We start from the raw sequence: 19,908 nt of genomic DNA on the forward strand, positions 1-19,908 counted from the left end.
ATAATAACAGCCAATTGAGCGAAGACTACTATGCAGATCGGGTTATTTTACGGTTCAACTACCTGCTACACAGAAATGGCAGCAGAAAAAATGCAGGAGATCATAGGTAAAGACATTCTGTCGCTCCACAATATCAAAGATGAGCCGTTAAAAAACGCAGAGCAATTCGACTTTGTGATTTTTGGTATCTCAACCTGGGATTTCGGCGAGTTGCAGGAAGACTGGGAATCGCATTGGGATGATATCGACGAGGTTGATCTCGCAGGCATAACCATCGCACTGTTTGGTATGGGTGACCAGCAAGGCTATGGACAGTGGTTTCAAGATGCACTGGGTATGTTGCACGATAAAATTGCCCCACAAGGTGTTAACTTTATAGGCTACTGGCCCAATACTGCCGATTATGAGTTTGAAGCATCTAAAGCACTTACGGAAGATAAAAGCCAGTTTGTAGGCCTTGCCCTGGACGAAGACAGCCAGTACGAAAAGAGTGACGAACGCATCGCTGTCTGGATTGAGCAAATCCTGACAGAATATAGCGAGTCGCTGTAACGCGTATCTCCTGATCTGCCAATCCCCTCCTTGGCAGATCAAAAACAATTCATTTACACTGATTAACATTCAACCTATACAACGAGCCATTTATAGTTCAGTATAAATTTTGCACAGCTCTGCAAACTAATTGTAGAGGCTGGCATATAATCAACTCAATTATAAAAGGACTAATCATGAAGTTAACTCTGACCAAGAAGAACTACAAAAACCTGTCTCAGCAATCTCACACAATCAACAATAAGATGACGCCGCAAGTTGGTGGTGGTAACGGTGCATGCTCAGGTGGTGCGGGCTGTCATATGGACCAGCAGCCAGAACCTGGTACTGGCGGTGGCTCTGTGTGTATTACCTGGTAATACCAATTTCACTTAATACTTCGGACAACGGGGCTAAAAATGCCCCATAGCCTGAGGCGGGCTTCAATTCTGTGGTTTATTACCACTGTGTTTTCTGAATGCCCCCGGTGAACACCCATACCAGCGCTTAAAGGCTTTGTTAAACGCAGCCTGTTCGTTAAACCCTAACTCCCTTGCCAATTCAGCCAGTGGCATAGTACCCAGCAAATCTTGAGTACGTCTGAGCCGCTCTTCAGTCAACAGCTGAGAATAACTGGTATCACATTGTTTTAACTGCCTTTGTATCTGACGTCCCGATTTATTCAGGGCTGCTGCTATCTCGCTCAACTGACACTGACCCAGATCGACGCTGGCAGCCAGCATAATGCGGATCTGCATCGCAAGCGACTGGTGCTGTTGCAATTGTATCAGCGCCTTATCAGACAGCCGCAGCAGCTCCTCGCGCATCACTTGATTAGCACGCCTGAAAGGCAGCAACAGATAAACGTGCGGAAATGCTATCTGGTTACGAGGCTGATTGCCAAATACCTTACAGCCAAACCAGCCAGCCAGTAGCGACAGTTCTGCTTCACTTAATGTGCAGGTTAAATTGATATACTCGGGTGAAACAGGCTTAGGGACCAGAGTACGTACCATAGCTACCCAACCGGTCAGATTACGCAGAATGACATGGCGAGAAGCCTGTGAATTTGGCAGCCAGTCAATCACTGCCAGTGCGCCCTCGCGATGAAAAACAGCCTGCGCTATATTGGCCACCAGCTGATCGTAGCGCAGCAGCGCCGACAGTGCCTGGTTTAAGTTTTCACAGCTTTCCACCAAGTAACCCAATACCCCATAATCAGCAGACTGTATATATTGACCAAGGTGAAAGCCAAACAGAGGGTCGCCGGTTCGCTCAGCCCCTAACTGCAAAACCTGTTCGTAATCAGCTAACGGGACTCGGGTACCTAATTCAGACTCGATAGTCTTAGACTGAACTAAAGTACTGTCCAGAGTCACCCCCTGATGCTCCAGATAAAGCAGCACACCATTAAAGTAATTTTTGTCTAAAGTATTTTCCATGTCGTATTTGGACAAATTTACGTCGCCTATTCGCAAGATTGCCAGATAAACCTTACTTACACTAGACAAAACGATGCGTAAGGAACTATCTATGGTCAACATTCTTTGTCAAAAAGTGATCCCTGCTGAGCCCCATACAGTGCTCGAAACCCTGCTGGACCACCAACAGTTGGGTCGCTTTTTTAACGCGCGATTTAAAGTCGTTCAGAGTGCTGTCCACCCAGCTATCCGGGGCGGCAGTGGCTGTATCCGGGAAGTCAGCATGCTCGGGATCCGATTTTATGAGCAGATCCTGCACGCCGACGAACATGCGATTCGCTATCAGATCGTTGGCGACTTCCCGGTTAAGCAACATCATGGCGAGATCCGTCTGCGTCGCAGTACTGACAAGCAATCCACCCGGGTTGATTACCATGTACGCTTTGCGGCGCCCAGGTATTTACCAGGCTTTGTGCTTCGCCGTGTTGTTACACGAGACATCAACCTTGCATTGACCCGACTGGAGGCCCTGTATGCTCCCTGTTGAACTCATTTTACTGCTTCTCAGCCCGGTTTTTATTGTTGCCATTGCAGCAGAGTACCGCGTTGCCCGGCGGCATTATCGCCTCAGGGATAGCTTGCACAACGTAGCACTTGCTTTACTGCACCAGGGCAGTGATATGCTGGCCTTAATCCTGTTGATGCCGCTGTTCTATTGGCTCCATACTTTTGCCTTGTTTGACGTGCCGCTGACACCTCTAAACCTGATTGGCGCATTTTTACTCCAGGACTTTTTATATTACTGGTTTCATCGTACATCCCATAAAGTACACTGGCTGTGGCTGGCGCATGTGGTCCATCACAGTTCAAAGCATATGAACTTCTCGACCGCCTTTCGCCAAAGCTTATTGTACCCGGTTGTTGGAATGTGGCTTTTCTGGACCCCGATGATTCTGTTGGGCTTTTCACCCGAGTCAGTGCTGGCTATCGTTGCCATTAACCTCGCCTATCAGTTTTTTGTTCATACGCAGCTTGTCGGTCAGCTTGGCTGGCTCGAATGGGTATTTAATACTCCAACGCATCATCGTATTCACCATGCCAGCAACCCGTGTTATCTGGATAAAAATTTTGCTGGCGTATTGATCATCTGGGACAAATTGTTTGGCACCTATATAGATATACAGCCTGAAGAAAAGATCCGCTACGGGATCGTCGGCAGTGCACCAAAAGAGACTCTCCTGTCTATCAATTTCCATGAATGTCGGGTGTTACTCCACAAGCTGAAAAAAGCCAGGGGACTCAAAAATAAACTCAGGCAACTATTTTCAGCACCACGACATAATGATTAAGTTTTATCAGTCAGCCACTTAAAGACCGAACCATAAAAATTTATACTTTTTAGTTTACTTTTGCGCCAAAATAAAAGTAAACTGCACAGTGTAGTTTACTTTTAGGTAGCACAATGAAGAAGTGGTTTGTTATTTTTGCCGTTGTTTTAGGCAGCATTACAGGGGGCTGTTCCATGATCTCTAATCTCAATGCACACGTACCGTCTCAGAATTATCAGTCTGAGCATTTTCAAGGCGGCCGGTTTAAAAACCTGCACCCAACCATGCCGACCAGTCTGAGCAAAACGCTAGCGATCACCTGGCGCTTTTTTACCGAAACCAAAATCGCCGCTGAGCCCAAGCAAGCCTTACCGGTAGAAACGATTACACGTGCTAACCTGGATGCTTTGTCAGACTCAGGAATTCATATCATCAAGCTGGGCCATTCCTCAGTGCTGCTAAAAGTGAATGGCGCTTATTGGTTGCTGGACCCCGTTTTCTCTGAGCGCGCTTCGCCTTTTTCATTTATCGGGCCAAGCCGCTTTCATCAGCCACCAATTTCGCTTGATGCTCTGCCACCGATAGAAAAAGTGCTGATCTCGCATAACCATTATGACCACCTCGACAAAGACGCTGTGAAACAACTCAACGCAAAAACACGTCAGTTTTTGGTACCACTGGGTGTGGAGGGTGATTTGATTCGCTGGGGTATAGAAGCAGAAAAAATTCACTCATTTGATTGGTGGCAGGAGCAACATGAGCAGGATATCATGCTGGCCTTTACGCCGACCCAACACTTTTCCGGACGCGGCCTGAATGATGCGAATCGTACCCTATGGGGTTCCTGGGTTATAAAAACGGCTCATGAGAGCCTGTATTTCAGCGGTGATTCAGGCTATTTTCCGGGCTTTAAAACTATTGGTGAACGCTATGGTCCCTTTGACTATACCCTGATAGAAACAGGCGCCTATGATAGCGACTGGGCAGATATTCATATGACCCCAGAACAAAGTGTGCAGGCGCATCTGGATCTGCGTGGCAAAATCATGGCCCCCATTCATAACGGGACTTTTGATCTGGCCTTCCACAGCTGGTACGACCCTCTGGAGCGAGTGCTCAAAGCCGCTCAGCAACAAGGGGTGGTTATCAACACCCCGACCCCTGGCGAAGTGATCACCATTAACCAGGCCTACATAAATCGACTCTGGTGGCAGTCTTTGATGGCACAAGCCAGTCTCTAAAACAGCCGTATGAGAGCCTTGTCGACAGCCTCTATGTCGTCCGGGGCATGCCCAGTTGTGGCAAGGTTTTCACCTTTTCGCCTCTACTGTGGCTATAAATCTGTCGCGCTGGCTGACACTGCGTAGTAGAAGCAATGTCCAGCCTGCGCAAGTGGCTAAACAGTGTTAATTTTAGCCACTTTTATACATGCAGTGCGCTTAACGCTCGGCTGAATAGGGGTCTTCCGCCATTAGGTAGGCTCTCAGATCTGCTTTCTGAGGATGGTTAATCAGCCAGTCTCGGGCCTCGCGCAATCGCTGATAGGTATCGTCGCCAAACTTATCTTTATAGATATCAGCAAAGTTTTGCTGGCTGGTGTCTTCGCGAATTTGCTGCTGCCACTGCTGGGTTACCAGCTGGTTTAACGCGCCAGCCAGGCCCTCTGCTTTGAGTAATTGCCACTCCCCCTTATCCAGCCAGAGGCCACCAGTTGCGACGCTGTAATCAACCCGGTGCGCACTCGTTGCACTGATCCTGAATTTTCTCATCAAAGTGCCCGATACCGGACAAAGCAATGCACGTTTACTGTCCTGCGCATCTTCGCCGAACTCAATGTGCTCAGCAAAATGATAGTCCGGATTGCGCTCTTTCCACGCCACATAATCTTCTATGAGGATCCAATCACCCTGGCAGTGGTCACAGCTATGTGCCCGAAATAAGCCTTCAATAAACCCGGGGCGCAATTGGCCCTCACCACAACTTGTACATTTCATAGGATCTCCCAATGCATTATCCATGTGATACACGTGAGCCAGTGTAAAGCAATTAGCCGTTAGCCTCAATTTGTGGACTATGCCAAGTGCGCAAACATTATCAATCGCCTCTGGTATACGCTAAATTCCGTCGCCAGCAGCAATATGTAGCAACTGAGTGCTAGACTGATTCACCAATAACTCAAGCGAGAAAAACAACATGACTACACGTGCCTCCACACTCAACCACTATCAGCAACGGCTGTTGCGTGTGATTGACTATATGTATGATCATGTTGAGCAGGATCTGGACGTGAATACACTGGCCGACGTGGCCTGTATGTCTTGCTATCACTTCCATCGCATTTTTCGCGAGTTTATGGGTGAACCGGTAAACGCCACTGTCAGGCGTATGCGCATGTTGAAGGCGGCATCCTATTTAGTACGCAGCACGCTGACACAGCAGCAGATAGCCAGACGGGTAAACTATGGCAGCGTTGAAGCCTTTAACCGGGCATTCAGCCGCCATTATGGCATGACACCCAATCAATTTCGTCAGCAACAGCAAGGCTATCCACTGCACAGCGCTGCGTTTTATCCGGCTCAACCACAGGAGTACAACACTATGTATCAGGTAGAACAAACGCAACAAAATGCCTTAACCCTTATTGGCCTGGCGCACCAGGGGGACTATATGCAGATAGGTAAAACCTTCGAAAAGCTCGGTATGATGGCAGGCAGCACAGGCCTTATCAACGAGCAGACTCGTTACTTTGGTATTTATTATGACGATCCGCAAACGGTAGATCAGGACAACCTCAGGGCCATGGCATGTATCACTCTGGCCTCTGGCACTGAGTTCAATAAAGAGACCTTTGAAGCCGTGACCATTCCGGCAGGTAAGCTGGTCTCGCTGACCTTCAAGGGTGATTACAGCGAACTCGAACAACCTTATAATTGGTTGTTTGGCCAATGGCTGCCGCAGAGCGGTCTGGAACTGATGGACTTCCCTCCGTTTGAGGAATACCTGAATGACACCCGGGACACCGCACCGCAGGACTTGCTCACCCGGATTAACTGCCTGGTGCAGGATTAGAGAAGCACCGCACCAACGCACTTAACAGTATTTCAACCAGTTCATTCGCCTGTTGCTGCGATGGCGCCTCGACATAGCATCGCAGCTCGGGCTCGTTGCCCGATTGCCTTAGATTAACCATGTAACCTGCGTACAGAGCAATACTCACAGCTTCACTCTGCATTCACCCTGATGGGCTACACTCTCTTATCGCGATACTTTCCCCCAGATTGATAATCCGGTATATGATATGATCTTAAACTGCCATTACTGGTCAAGCCGCTACTGGCAACCAAGGATATTCTCAGTACTCACCTGCACCCTACGCAGACCCAAGGAGCTTTAGCATGTCGGGCAAACCCCCTTTCAATCCCATAGCCGTGTTCTTTCTCTTTTTTATTTTGTTGCTGCAAAACGCGATTCAGGCGCAGGCCAAAGTGATGCAACAACCTAAGCTGGCCATTGTTGGTTCGGGACCTCTGGTCGCCAAAGGAAGCGGCCAGTCCATTCCAATCACCTACCAGCATATAGACGCAGTCGATGTAGAATTGCTGCGCCTCACCAGCGCACATGACTTCCTCAGCCGCTATTATCTGACAGATAAGCTATATCCGAGTTCACTGGATCGACTGCAATATACCTATGACAGCGTTTTTGCCGATAGATTTACCCTACCCAAAAACACTCAGCCTGGTATTCAGTCGGCCCGACTACCGATTCCAAAGTCGCTGTCCAGTGGCTGGTATATCGTCGTGCTCAAAGCCCCTGGTATGTTTAATGAATTACAGGCAAAGCATCTGTTACTGACCGATCTGGGCATTCAGGCAAAAGTGTTTAAGCAACACGCCAGCATACAGATCAACCGCCTGTCTACAGGACGTCCGATAAAAGGCGCCAAAGTTAAGGCCTTTCGCAAGCATGAATTACTGAGAGAGACGAAAACCGATCAGCATGGTGCTGTGCACTTTGATATCCAGCTGCATCGAGACGACATCGTAGTCGCTGAATATACCAATAATGGGGGCGAGCCTGAGTATGCCCTGTTGCCGATTAAAGAGGTACCGCTGGATTTATCGGATTACCAGGTTGGCGGCCGCCCCTACCAGGATATGGAGGCATATATTTACAGTAACCGGGATCTGGTTAAACCCGGCGAGACGCTGCCGATTAATATTTTACTGCGCGATGCCGATGGTGTTGCCATCACAGAACAGCCTGTCACTTTGACTGTAACTAACCCCTTGCAGGAGGAGATACTGCGCGCACAGCTGACACCGGGTGCCGCGGGCTTTTTCAATAAACATTTATATACCGACCAAGGCTGGCCAACCGGACGCTATAAAATCTCGGTGATGCTTGACCCAACCGCTCGCTCTGCCATTGGTCACTTTGAATTTCAGCTGGAAGAGTTCGTGCCAGAGCGCATGGACCTGACTTTCAGTGGACAAGAGGCATTTGTTACAGCAGGTAAATCCATGCCACTAACGGTGCAGGGGCGCTATTTATTCGGCAGCCCCGCAGCAGGAAACGCCTTAAAAGCCAGCCTGGTGCATCGAGCGGTACGTCATTACCCGGGGCCATTTGCCGACTTCTTCGTTGGTGAAGATTTTTATCTCAGCAATCGATTTCAAACACTACCTGATCAGCGCTTATCTGAACAGGGCAAGCTGGCCCTATCCCTGCCCACAGTGCGTGCCGATATGCTCAAAAGCCCGGTAGAAACTCAGGTGAACCTCAGCCTGCTGGAATCTGGCGGCGCCGCAGTGCAACGACAACTTAGCTATACCAGCTGGAAATCCAGCCCAATACCCGCGATTAAGCCTGCCCAGGCTGAGTTCAAATATGCCTCAGACGCGCAGTTTGAACTGGCGCTGCTCAGCCCAGATGGCCAACACTTAACAAGTGGAGAGCTGGACGTCGAACTCAGTTACGATCAGGGTCGTTATTTCTGGTTTTATGAAGAAGGCATAGGCTGGCGCCGTCAGTCTCAGCCACAGTGGCGCAGTGAAGCCAAACAATCCGTGGTGCTTAATCAGGACACCCACACGGTGCAATTCCCCGTCGACTGGGGGAACTACCGCCTGACGATTACAGACAAGCAGAGCAAAGTCAAAACAGTTTATGACTTTTATGCTGGCTGGCACCGGGGGTATCAGCAGCTCAAAGCCAAACCACAGCACCTGTCAATGCAGCTGGATAAACGCCATTATCAGGCAGGTGACATATTGGTCGTTGACCTGGATGCACCGGCCGATGGACAGCTACAGCTGGCACTCGAAGCCGACAGTGTACTTTGGACGCAAAGCCAGTCGGTTAGTAAAGGTAACACGACGCTACGCATCCCACTCGATAAATCGCTGGCTCGCCACGACCTCTACCTCAGTGCCACCTTGCTAAGCGGGCAGTCCAGCACACTGCAACGCCACTTTGGTATTGTTCCTGTCAGGCTGTCACGCGAGGACCGGGAACTGAAACTGGACCTGACTTTACCGGATAAAATTGAACCGCTTAAGCCACTAACCGTGGCAATTCAAACTTCTGATATCGCTGGCTCACAGGCTGAGCAAAGCTGGGTCACACTGTCGGTTGTCGACAAAGGGATCCTGAATCTGAGCCGTTATTATCCGGTCGACCCGCATCACTATCTGTTCAATCAGCGTCGCTATGGTGGCGATGTGATTGACTTGTATTCACGTCGTTACGATAACCGTCCCGATCCGTTTGCTCAGTCTCGCTTTGGCAGTGATAGTAATGAACGCAGTGACAACCGCAATGACAACCTGGTCGAGAGCAAAACCGTGATCCTGATGACCCAGCCGGTCCAACTGATTGACGGTAAAGCCAGCATTACTGTCGATATGCCTGATTACAATGGTGAAGTACAAATCGTCGCAACCGCTTTCAATCACGCTCAGGTAGGCCATAAGGTCGAAGCTCGCCCGGTCAGTGCGGCGGTGATCGCAGAACTGAGCGTGCCGCGGTTTTTGGTGCCCAAAGATGAGACTTCTGTCACGCTGGACCTGCATAACGTCAGTGGCCGTGAACAGACTCTGTCAGTCACGGTCCAGCCCTCAGGCCCGGTGCAATTTGTTGATGAACACACATTTACGGTAACCCTGGACGACCAGGCCCATTGGAGTCGCTCCATGCGCGTACTTGTTGGCGCCACTCCCTGGTCGCATACTGCAACGATGCAAATTGAGTTGCAGGGCGCAGAGATTTCGCAAACACGCAGCTGGTCTGTGCCCATCAAAGCGATTGAACCTCAGCTGGTGCAGGCGACCACGCTCATGTTAACGCCAGGACAAACTTATCAGGTCGGTCCAAAGCTTTGGCAGGGGCTGCACGTCGATGAGACAGACCCTGGCACCTTATATGCCAGCCATACGCCCAGACTCCCCATCAGAGAATATGCATCTGCGCTGCGTGCCTACCCTTATGGATGCGCGGAGCAAACCACCAGTAAAGCCTGGCCCTTTTTACTTAAGCACCCTCAGCTTGACGGCTTGCTACAGCAAGCTTTGGACAGTGAGCAGGCAAAGGCCGGGCAACTTGATGATCCGCGTACACTGATCAGCCAATCCGTACAACGACTGAAGACCATGCAAAAACCCAGCGGCGGGTTCGCACTGTGGGATGCCCAGGGAAATGAACAGCCCTGGTTAAGTGCCTATATCACCGAGTTTTTGACTCAGGCACACGCGGCTTTTCCGGGCACAGTGCCGCCAAGCATGCTCAATCGGGCCCACTATCGCATGCTCAGATACACCCGGGATAGCACAGTCGATGACCTGAGTCAGGACGCATTTGAGGCAACCGCCGCAAAGAGCTTTGCAGCTTACCTTGCCAGCCAGCGTGGCCAATTAAGTTACAGTGATCTGGAATCAATGCGTATCACTGAATATCCCTCCAGGTTAAGTCTGCTGCATATGGCGTCTGCATTGGCCGACGTGGGAGCAATCCAGCAAGCCGCAGCTTTGCTCAGACAAGCACGCACTTTTCATCGCACGGCCGATTATTTTGCAGATTATGGGTCAACCTTACGTGACGATGCCCAGTCAGCTCTGGTACTGACCAGACTGACAAGACATACTGCGCTGCGTTCTCAGTCTCGCACATTACAAACTCAGTTACTTGAACAGCTCCCCGATCAGGCTCTGAAAACCTGGCTCAGCACACAGGAGCGCGCGGCTTTACTGCGCACCGCCGTGCATATCAGTGAAACAAACGCTCATCACCCTGTGCGACTAGAGATTGATGGTGAACAGACACAGGCGCCCGAAGTGGTGAGTCACACACTGTCGCAAACAATGACACTCAGTAACCCGAATGACGCCCCGCTTTACCTGCAATTAATGGCCAAAGGCCGACTGCAACTGGACTCCAGTATTGCCAATGAAATCAGTCCCTTTAATACGCTGGATACCAAACGTATGGTCAGACGCCTGTTTGACCTGAACGGACAACCGCTGGACACAACACGCTTCAAAGTGGGTGAGCGACTGATGGTCGTTCTCGATATTCAAACCAAAGAACCGGTTCCGGATGCCCTGCTGATTGAACGCATTCCAGCCGGATTTGTATTGGAAAACCCGGCCCTGATGCAAGGCCCGCCGATATCCCAGCTATTACCGGAACACGTCAAGCTGGCCACCACAGACCACACAGAATATCGCAACGACCGCTTTGTGGCCGCGCTCAAGCTCACAACCAGCAAATACCAGTTTGCCTATATACTGCGCGCTGAAGTGCCCGGCCTGTATCAGGTACCTCCTAGTTATCTTGAGTCCATGTACCGACCTCATAAGCATGTGATTTACTGGCAATACCCCTATCAAATGGAGGTCGTTCGCTAAGATGCCATTTGAGCACAATAATAATGGCCATTAGAGCAGCGCAACGGCCGCGCATTTTTCGGTTTGCACTGTGCGCTGGGGTGCTATGCCTGCTTCTGCTACTGAAGTGGCTGGATTGGTATTACCCCATGCCAGTGCCTTACCCGGATGGACCGGCAACCGTTGTCACAGCCCGTGATGGACAACAGTTGCGGTCGTTCAGTGATGCCCGAGGTGTGCATCGCTATCAGGTCACTGTCTCAGACGTCGACCCTTTTTATCTGACAGCCTTACTGGATTACGAAGATCGTTGGTTTTATTATCATCCTGGTGTGAATCCGTTCGCCCTTTGTCGAGCATTGTGGCAATGGCTGGCACATGGTCGAATCATCTCAGGTGGCTCCACACTGACTATGCAGGTTGCCAGACTGCTGGACCCACACGAGCGGTCTGTTGCAGGAAAATTGAAGCAAATCGCCAGAGCACTGCAACTGGAATGGCACTACAGCAAGTCCGAAATCCTGACTTTGTATCTCAATCTGGCACCCTTTGGCGGCAATATAGAAGGCGTCGAAGCTGCCTCGCGGCGTTATTTTAACAAGCCCGCTCGCTCACTTTCGATTAATCAGTCTGCTTTACTCGTCGTGTTGCCACAAAAGCCTTCATACAATCGTCCGGATCGGTACCCTGAACGTGCCAAAGCAATGAGAAACAAAGTACTCAGGCGCCTGGCTGGCAGTCAGTTACTCTCACCCGAACAACTCACTTTGCTTAGCCAGGAAGCGGTGCGTTTGGAGCACACTGTACAGGCCCCGTTGGCGCCCTTGTTAAGCCGCAGACTAAAGCATCAAAACCCCCGCCAGCATGTGATCCGCACAACGCTGGACTACGATTTACAACAACGCCTGAGTCAACTGCTGGCAAATACCAAACCCAGATTAACCGGTAAGAGCTCGGCAGCCGTACTAATCGTGCACAATCAGCGCGCCGAAGTGCTGGCCTATCAGGGCTCCGTTGATTTTAACGACGATAGTCGTTTTGCCCATGTCGATATGATCCGTGCAGTACGCTCTCCCGGCTCAACACTCAAACCTTTTATCTATGGGCTGGGCCTGGACCTTGGCCTGATCCACAGCCAAAGTTTGATGAGCGATATTCCCAGTAATTTCGATGGCTATAAACCACAAAACTTAACAGGACGTTTTAGTGGTGCCGTCAGTGCTACCAAGGCGCTGCAACACTCTCTCAATGTCCCAGCTATTCAGCTATTACACCGGATGGGTGCCGAGCGCTTTGAACACCAGTTGCGCAATGCGCAAGTTCAATTGCATCATCAGGATGCTAATCTGGCTGTCGGACTCGGTGGCACGGGCATGGAGTTAATGGAGCTGGCGCGTTTATACCGGGCGCTGGCAAGCCAGGGCAAAGTGCAAGACTTGTCGCTTGTTTCGGACAACCCTGGTTATCCTCGCCCGGAATTTTCGCTGCTCTCGCCTGCAGCAAGCTGGATCACCTTTGATATGATAAGCCAACTTTCTGCACCGGATCGGGTTGTCCCCAGCAACCGACGTAAAATAGCCTGGAAAACCGGGACAAGTTACGGCTATCGGGATTTCTGGTCAGTCGGTGTCAGCCCGGACTATACCGTGGCAGTTTGGGTGGGCCGGCCGGATGCCAGCCCGGTAGTTGGATATCTGGGTGCAACGCGCGCCGCGCCGCTGATGTTTGATGTGTTCGACCTATTGCCCCAAGACACCCAAAGACTTACAAAGCCAGAGCAGGTCATATCAATGCAGATCTGCTGGCCAGGCGGCCTTGCAAGTAACAATACACCTGCTGATGTATGTCACAAACAGCTGCAGGCATATACGCTAAATGGCATGACACCACCAACTATGCACAGTGAAGGAGATTTCGTCACTGAGTCCCGCTGGCCAACAGAGCTTGCTACCTGGCTGGCGTCCAATAACGCACCTCTTTTACAAGACAGGGAAACCCAGATCCGCATCACTCAGCCACGTAGTGGTCAGCATTATTACAGGGAACAAGTATCAGAATTAAGGTTAGCAGTAACGGGGGCAGAGAGTGCACCCTCAGATGCTGTGCGTTGGTACATCAATCATGTACCACATGCCGATGCGACTTTGTCGTTGTCAGATTATCTGGGAGATGTGGTTATCACGGCTTGTCTGGCAGAACACTGTGATCAGCAGCATATTGTGATACACCCCTGATGTTTGCCGGTCATGTCATCGCGGTTTTTAGATAATTTACGACCGTATTTAAATCAACCAGACGCTGCTGCGCCTCTTCTTTGCTGATCCCCTGAATGGCTTCATAATCGTCAAGAAAAATGGCACTGTCATAATCGCCCGTAGAGGCATTTCTGACGTACACCAGCACATAGCAATACCGTAAAATAGAATCCAGATAACGGAAGAACTCGATGTCATCAGCACTGAGGTCGGGTTTTACCCCACCGCCAAGTCGATTGATAAACACCTGTTTAACATAAACACTCTGCTCACCCAGTGTATATTTAACAACACCGTAACAGCCATTGTTATTGATTGATTCAGAGCAAATATCTGCGGCTGGTAGTAAGCCAGTCTGGTGCATAATTTCATTCCTGATAACATTAGTTTCATATAATGTTAGAACAAAATTACAAAATAACTATAAATTGACATGAATAACCCCCAAAAGAGTACCTGTGAACTCTTTTGGGGAAATTTTATCGATTTTCGGTATGGTGCCAGATCTCTCCAGGGGTATCAGACACTGCGCGTTGCCAATGCCGGAGAGACTCTCGCAGCCATCCAGGCCGGTTGACATACAGCCAGCTGCCCCACAATCAGGATGACACCCGCCACCTGAAACAGATAGACTACCGGCACCGGCGCCATATCAAAGTGGTTGACTAACTGTACATTTGCAAGCAATGCACAGATGACACCGACCACAATGCCCACTGATGTCACAATGGCGTTTTCTGCCATGCAATAACGCAATATGTCTGTCCGGCTGGCCCCCAATGCTCTGCGGGTGCCAATTTGCTTGCGACGTTTAACCACAGTAAACCGAGCCTGGCCGAATATACCCAGCAAGGTCAAAAGTACCAGCCCGACAATCACCCAGTACAGCGTCTTAATTGCAGCCGTTTCCGATTTAAACTTGTCCGCGCGGATCTGCTGATAGTCCATCATTTTATCCAAATGACGGCCCGGTGTTTTCATCAGCGCTTTGGCCACCTGTTGTTTTGCCTGTTCCAGCTCTCCAGGTCTTGAGCGAATCAACATTTTATAGTTGCTACTAATGTGCCGTAATGGGACCAATACTGTATTGGCATGGGAATACCAGCCAGGCCAGACAGACTTCAGATCTTTGACGACTCCTTTGACAATAAAAGGCTCATAATTGAGATAAACGGTAGTCCCCAGGATCGCACGCCAGTCATCCGGATAATACAATTCAGCAAATCCCTTGGATACCACTGTTTGCGTCGCGTCAGCGCTAAAGTCTATCGAATCCTGGACTTCTCCCTCGCTTGGTCCTTCTCCGGCTATCAGCTCTAACCCCATAGTCGCAATGGCATGTTCATCTCCGGTGAAATAACCCGTATAGATATTCATATCTTCTTCGCTGGGCCCTAATCCCGTCGGTGCATAACTTCCCCAGTCGCTAAGTGGAAATGAATTCATCACCGTAACATTTTCAACACTTGGAAGAGCACGAACATCACGTAAGTCCTGCTTAACCAGTGCGATCATTTCCTCAGCTTCACTACTTTGTACGTTAGTGTGTAGTGTAAAAATCACCTCTTCATCCAGGCCACTTGGCTCAATCAGCAGCGCTTCCTTCTGAATGATCAGGTACACAGCATTAACCAAAATAGTAAAGGTCACGGCTATTTGTAAAATCAGTAACAATGGTGCTGATTTAGAACGCCAGATCGTACTCAAAATCGGTTTTAAATCTTTCATGTGACGACTCCTATAGACTCTTTAATTGAGCCGAAGGCTGGATCTGAGCGGCCCGATAGATAGGCCATAATCCAAACACCGTGCTGCTTACCACCGCCAGCACCACGGTCATAATCACCAATGGAAGAGTCATCTGCATCAAGCCCTCTGGTAAATGAGCAAAAATATCGGCTGTTAAGCGCAAGCCGAGCTGAGCCAATGCCAGGCCCAGAAAACCTCCTATGGTACCGATAAGCACCGTCTCACAACCAAATTGGATGGCAATGTGTTGCTTGCTGGCGCCGACCGCTCTGCGCAGTCCCACTTCAGCCCCTTTACCATAGAACTTGATGAGCATCAGACCCATACAATTGAGTAAGCAAGCCACCAAAAATGCAAAGGCCAGCCAAACAGCAATAAAGTCGTCTTCTTCTACGATCTTATCTTCTTTAAGCGATTCCTTGATGTTAAAAACCTTGCTGAGGTTTTCACGAGCAAAGCGCCCTGACCCTTTTTGTTGCTCTACATACGCGTTAATGTGATCCATGTAATCGCTGCGTTGTGCCGCTGACGACAACTCCACCCAGTAACGGATCCAGACACACTCAGAGGCCAGGAATGTCTCCAGTGAACTGTCATCCAGTGGCGCCCAGCATTGCCAGCTCATTTCGCCCTTTGACAATAAGTTATTGTTTATCTGAAACTGGAATGGGGTGAATATGGGAAAGGGCAGGCTGTGTGCGTGTTGGCGTCCGTGAAATACCTGAGGAAGCGGCGACCAGCTGTCAAGCACCCCCACGATCCGAGCCAGATGTTTACCGATTAAGATATGCTGGCCCACGGAGTTAGCCCCGGAAAATAGTCGATCGTTTGTTTGCTTATCTAACACCACCAGCGCAGCCCCTTCTTTGTCTTCGAGATCAGACCAGGGGGAGCCATACAAGAAAGGGACATTGAACATATCAAAAAAGTCATTGTTGACTGAATTGACGCGCAACATTTTAGCTTCTTTATCTGTCTGAGACTCACTGCGTACCATATTCTTATACATAACAACAGCGGTTTGACGTTGCCCTTTCGCTTCCTCCAGCAGATTCATCGTATCCATGTAAGTCAGCATAGGCGGGATCACTTCTTCCCCCCGGGATATCTGGTAGGCTTTATCCGGACTCCAACTACTTAAACGCACTGAGAAGGTGCGTTCACTTTTCTCGGGTAACGGGTCCTTTGCCATCATGATACTAACAGTAGAGGTGATCATGGTAGCCGCAATGCCCATCGCAATGGTACCGATCATAAGAGCGCTTAACAGAGGCGTCTTTTTAAGACTTATCCAGGCCAGTTTGAAATAGTATCCAATCAACATATCCACCCCCTGCAGATATGCCGACGAGACCCCGTGCAGAGAACACACAACTCCCGTTGCAAACAATGAAGTAACATACTTATTCCTTTTTTATTATTTAGTATTTCCTTTGATCAGAGGCCACATCATGCGGCCGCTGATTTAAACGCTACGTGTTGCCAGTGCAGGCGATACACGTGCAGCCTGCCAGGCTGGCTGGATCACGGCAAGCTGTCCTGCGGATAGCATAATCACTGCGCCAATCAGCAGATAATATGCCGGAACAGGGACTAAGCCAAAATAGCTCACCAACTGGGTGTTAACTAATACCGCACAGATCACACCAATGGCCACCCCGACAAGTGTAACAATGAGATTTTCCATTAGATAATAACGTAATACCTGTACCCGGTTAGCGCCCAACGCACGACGAGTGCCAATTTGTTTGCGTCGCTTCAGGATAGCAAAGCGCGCCTGACCAAATATCGCCAGCATAGTCAGTACTAACAGTCCCACCAATACCAGCTTCAGAGTTTTCAGCTCCGCAACATCAGTGCGATAGCTCTCTTCGCGCGTCTGGCTAAAAGGCTTGAGCTTGTCAATTTGCCTGCCTGGCGTCGCCAGCAGCAAGGCTTTCACATCAGACATTGCCTGCTCAAGCACACCTGGTTGTGCTTTCACCATAATGCCAACCTTGTCATGAACTTCGAACGTTGGTGACAACACCACGTGATCGAACAGTCGCCAAAAACTCCATACAGCTTTAAGATTGTCTACCACCCCAATCACCTGCTGCGGCTCATTCTGAACATACAAAGTCTTGCCCAGGACATCTAGCCAGTTATCAGGGTGCAATGTTTGCGCAAGTGCTCTGGAAACCACCACTTTTCCGCCAGATTGTGCGCCAAAATAGGAATGCGAAACATCGCTTTGTTCAAACCATTGTCCCGCAATGAGCTCCAGACCCAGTGTGTCGCGACTGTCGAAGTTACTGCCATAATAACCGCTTGCGGTGAGCTTATCCTCATCTGCAGGCCCGTAACCAATATCAACAGACCGTCCAAACCCGCTCATAGGGACTGATGTCACAGGAATGGCATTGTCTACCGTTCCCAGACCCTTGATATCTCTTACAACCTGCTCAAACTCCGCCACCCGGGCATCGCCCTTTTCCTGCAGATTAATAAACAACGAAAACACCTGAGACTCATTGAGGCCACTGGGGGCCGTCACTTTATCGTGCTTTTGTGAGACCATATAAACGGCGTTGACAAATATTGTAAAGGTCACAGCTATTTGCAATATCAACAGTAAAGGAGAGGTCTTGCTGCGCCATATCGTTTTAAGAATCACGGTAAAATCTTTCATGATCCGCTCCTACAGACTCTTAAGTTGACTAGAGGGCTGGATCTGAGCGGCTCGGTAGATCGGCCACAGCCCAAAGAGAATACTGGCCACAATAGACAACCCAAGTGTCATGATCATAATCCGCAAATCCATTTGCATGATGGTGGCATTAAGGTAAGTGAATATTTGCTGTACCAGGTGCAGTCCCAGCTGTGCAAACAGCAGACCCAGCACACCACCAAACAAACCAATCAGGAAAGCTTCACACAAAAATTGCCAGCAAATATCGTGGCGACTGGCACCAACCGCTCGCCTGAGCCCTATTTCACTCCCTTTACCATAAAACTTAGTCATCATCAGACTCATACAATTAAGTAAGCAGGCCAGTAAAAATGCAAATGCCAACCACACAGCCATATCATTTTCGTTACTGAGGACTTTTGCCCAGCGCAGATACTCGTCTATGGTAAATAATCGGCTGAGGTTCTCTCTGGCAAAACGACCCGCCTGTTTTTGCTGTTCAACATAGGCGTTAATAAAGTCCATATACTGAGCTCTGTCTGCGCCCGATTCCAGCTCAACCCAATAAAACAACCAAATACAATCTGACGCCATAAAGTCGCTGAACGAAACATCTTCAATATCCTGCCAGCACGCCCAGGTCACGTCATTGCGAGAGAAAATCTCCTGATTTATCTGGTATTCAAGTGGAGTAAAAATTGACTCAGGATCGCGATAGGCGTGAGAAGATAAGTAGTAGAATTTCGGGATAGGGAACCAGTCGTCCATTACCCCAACGACTTGCATCAGGGAGTCACCCAAAACGATGTGGCGCCCTACAGAATTAGCACCACCAAACAGCTCTTCATTCAATGCTTTCGTGATAACAACAACCTGATTCCCTGCACTATCATCCTGCTCAGACCAAGCGCCACCATATAAAAAGGGCACATCGAACATCGCAAAGAAGTCGTTGTGGGTAGTACGTATCATCCGCATCTGCGCATCGCGTTGAGCTTGTTCTTCAGCACGACTCATCATTTTAAACAAGCCAAGTGCCGACTCACGATGCGCTTTACCAGCTGCTTTGAGGTTTTTAGCATCCCGGTAGGAAACCATTTCCGGAATCTCTTCCTGACCATCGGCCGTACGGTAAGGCTGATCAGGACCCCAGACACTTAACTGTACGGTGAAAACACGGTCACTTTTATCAGGCAAAGGGTCTTTGGTTTTCATATAACTGACGGTGTAGGTTACCATCGCTGCAGCAATACCTAATGCGATCGTGCTTACCATAAGTACACTCAATAAGGGTGTCTTACGTAAGCTGAGCCAAGCCAGCTTAAAGTAATAAGTTAGCATATTTAGTCCTAAGCAATTGCTTGCTCTGGGGCACGACGTTCGCTCAATACACCATCTTTAATCTCAATGATCCGCTGTGCCTGACTGGCCTGTTCAGTGTCGTGCGTCACCATTAAAATACTGGTCCCTTTAGCATTAATGTCTTTGAGCAAAGACATGATGCCATCCGCCATTTTAGAATCCAGGTTACCTGTTGGTTCATCCGCTAATAAAAATGCGGGGCTGCCGGCAAGTGCACGCGCAATAGCAACACGCTGCTGCTGTCCACCGGATAGTTGCTGGGGGTAATGGTCTTTGCGACTCGCCAGGCCGACCTGCTGAAGCGCATCCATCACGCGCTGCTTACGCTCACTGGCGTTAAAGCTACGATAACGTAGTGGCATTTCTACGTTGTCGAACAAGTTGAGTTCAGGGATTAGATTAAACCCTTGAAAAATAAAGCCTATCTTTTCATTTCGTAAGCGCGATTTTTGCTTATCTGACAGACCCGTTACATCTTTACCGTCCAGTGTGTACTGGCCTTCACAATAGTCTTCCAGTAGCCCCGCAATATTTAGAAAAGTGGTTTTTCCTGAACCGGATGGGCCTATCACAGCAACAAACTCGCCTTGCTGTACTTCCAGGTCAAATGGTTGCAGCGCCTGAGTTTTTACCGTATCCGTGTAATAAGCTTTCGCCAGCTTTGACATTTTAAGCATAAAATTTCCTTATGGTTTGTCTTTATTCTTA

Annotated in this window: 17 protein-coding genes; 8 read left to right on the forward strand and 9 right to left on the reverse strand. The window is 49.3% G+C overall.

Annotation, left to right across the window (positions count from 1 at the left end; translation table 11 throughout):
* Nucleotides 1–30: 30 nt before the first annotated feature.
* Nucleotides 31–552, forward strand: a complete 522-nt coding sequence (gene fldB / locus NH568_RS15180) for a flavodoxin FldB (RefSeq protein ID WP_253048528.1) — start codon at nt 31–33, stop codon at nt 550–552.
* A 176-nt stretch (nt 553–728) separates the two neighbouring features.
* Complete coding sequence (locus NH568_RS15185) at nt 729–911, forward strand: hypothetical protein (RefSeq protein WP_253048531.1); 183 nt, start codon at nt 729–731, stop codon at nt 909–911.
* Nucleotides 912–974: 63 nt separating this feature from the next.
* Here NH568_RS15185 and NH568_RS15190 read toward each other — a convergent pair whose 3' ends face one another.
* Nucleotides 975–1,988, reverse strand: coding sequence for an AraC family transcriptional regulator (locus NH568_RS15190; protein ID WP_253048533.1), 1,014 nt, complete (start codon nt 1,986–1,988; stop codon nt 975–977).
* A gap of 76 nt (nt 1,989–2,064) precedes the next feature.
* Between NH568_RS15190 and NH568_RS15195 the strand changes: the two genes are divergently transcribed.
* From NH568_RS15195 to NH568_RS15205, 3 genes are all read left to right on the forward strand, one after another.
* Nucleotides 2,065–2,499: an SRPBCC family protein gene (locus NH568_RS15195; protein ID WP_253048535.1), complete on the forward strand. Its 435-nt coding sequence runs from the start codon at nt 2,065–2,067 to the stop codon at nt 2,497–2,499.
* Nucleotides 2,486–3,301, forward strand: coding sequence for a sterol desaturase family protein (locus NH568_RS15200; RefSeq protein ID WP_253048537.1), 816 nt, complete (start codon nt 2,486–2,488; stop codon nt 3,299–3,301). The genes NH568_RS15195 and NH568_RS15200 overlap by 14 nt, the downstream gene beginning before the upstream one ends.
* Nucleotides 3,302–3,474: 173 nt before the next feature.
* Entirely contained in the window at nt 3,475–4,521 is a 1,047-nt protein-coding gene (locus NH568_RS15205; RefSeq protein ID WP_253048636.1) for an MBL fold metallo-hydrolase, read from the forward strand.
* A 198-nt stretch (nt 4,522–4,719) separates the two neighbouring features.
* Here NH568_RS15205 and NH568_RS15210 read toward each other — a convergent pair whose 3' ends face one another.
* Nucleotides 4,720–5,274, reverse strand: coding sequence for a zf-TFIIB domain-containing protein (locus tag NH568_RS15210; protein ID WP_253048539.1), 555 nt, complete (start codon nt 5,272–5,274; stop codon nt 4,720–4,722).
* Nucleotides 5,275–5,473: 199 nt separating this feature from the next.
* Between NH568_RS15210 and NH568_RS15215 the strand changes: the two genes are divergently transcribed.
* Nucleotides 5,474–6,349 (forward strand): AraC family transcriptional regulator, encoded by an 876-nt coding sequence (locus NH568_RS15215; RefSeq protein WP_253048541.1) that lies wholly within the window; start codon nt 5,474–5,476, stop codon nt 6,347–6,349.
* On the opposite strand, the gene NH568_RS15220 is transcribed toward NH568_RS15215, so the two are convergent.
* Nucleotides 6,327–6,512, reverse strand: coding sequence for a hypothetical protein (locus tag NH568_RS15220; protein WP_253048543.1), 186 nt, complete (start codon nt 6,510–6,512; stop codon nt 6,327–6,329). The genes NH568_RS15215 and NH568_RS15220 overlap by 23 nt on opposite strands.
* A 163-nt stretch (nt 6,513–6,675) precedes the next feature.
* Between NH568_RS15220 and NH568_RS15225 the strand changes: the two genes are divergently transcribed.
* Nucleotides 6,676–11,184, forward strand: a complete 4,509-nt coding sequence (locus NH568_RS15225; protein WP_253048545.1) for an MG2 domain-containing protein — start codon at nt 6,676–6,678, stop codon at nt 11,182–11,184.
* Nucleotides 11,185–11,192: 8 nt separating this feature from the next.
* Nucleotides 11,193–13,397, forward strand: coding sequence for a penicillin-binding protein 1C (pbpC, locus tag NH568_RS15230; protein WP_253048547.1), 2,205 nt, complete (start codon nt 11,193–11,195; stop codon nt 13,395–13,397).
* A 10-nt stretch (nt 13,398–13,407) separates the two neighbouring features.
* On the opposite strand, the gene NH568_RS15235 is transcribed toward pbpC, so the two are convergent.
* From NH568_RS15235 to NH568_RS15260, 6 genes are all read right to left on the reverse strand, one after another.
* Nucleotides 13,408–13,782, reverse strand: a complete 375-nt coding sequence (locus tag NH568_RS15235) for a hypothetical protein (RefSeq protein ID WP_253048549.1) — start codon at nt 13,780–13,782, stop codon at nt 13,408–13,410.
* A gap of 155 nt (nt 13,783–13,937) precedes the next feature.
* A complete protein-coding gene (locus tag NH568_RS15240; RefSeq protein WP_253048551.1) occupies nt 13,938–15,146 on the reverse strand; it encodes an FtsX-like permease family protein in 1,209 nt (402 codons plus the stop codon).
* 10 nt (nt 15,147–15,156) lie between these two features.
* Nucleotides 15,157–16,491, reverse strand: a complete 1,335-nt coding sequence (locus NH568_RS15245) for an ABC transporter permease (protein WP_253048552.1) — start codon at nt 16,489–16,491, stop codon at nt 15,157–15,159.
* Between the two features lie 141 nt (nt 16,492–16,632).
* On the reverse strand, nt 16,633–17,838 hold the full coding sequence (locus NH568_RS15250; RefSeq protein WP_253048556.1) for an FtsX-like permease family protein: 1,206 nt from the start codon (nt 17,836–17,838) through the stop codon (nt 16,633–16,635).
* 9 nt (nt 17,839–17,847) lie between these two features.
* A complete protein-coding gene (locus NH568_RS15255) occupies nt 17,848–19,113 on the reverse strand; it encodes an FtsX-like permease family protein (protein ID WP_253048557.1) in 1,266 nt (421 codons plus the stop codon).
* A gap of 74 nt (nt 19,114–19,187) precedes the next feature.
* On the reverse strand, nt 19,188–19,877 hold the full coding sequence (locus tag NH568_RS15260) for an ABC transporter ATP-binding protein (RefSeq protein ID WP_253048558.1): 690 nt from the start codon (nt 19,875–19,877) through the stop codon (nt 19,188–19,190).
* Nucleotides 19,878–19,908 lie beyond the last annotated feature (31 nt).

The organism is Pseudoalteromonas sp. XMcav2-N (genome assembly GCF_024124545.1).
Taxonomy (GTDB): Bacteria; Pseudomonadota; Gammaproteobacteria; order Enterobacterales; family Alteromonadaceae; genus Pseudoalteromonas.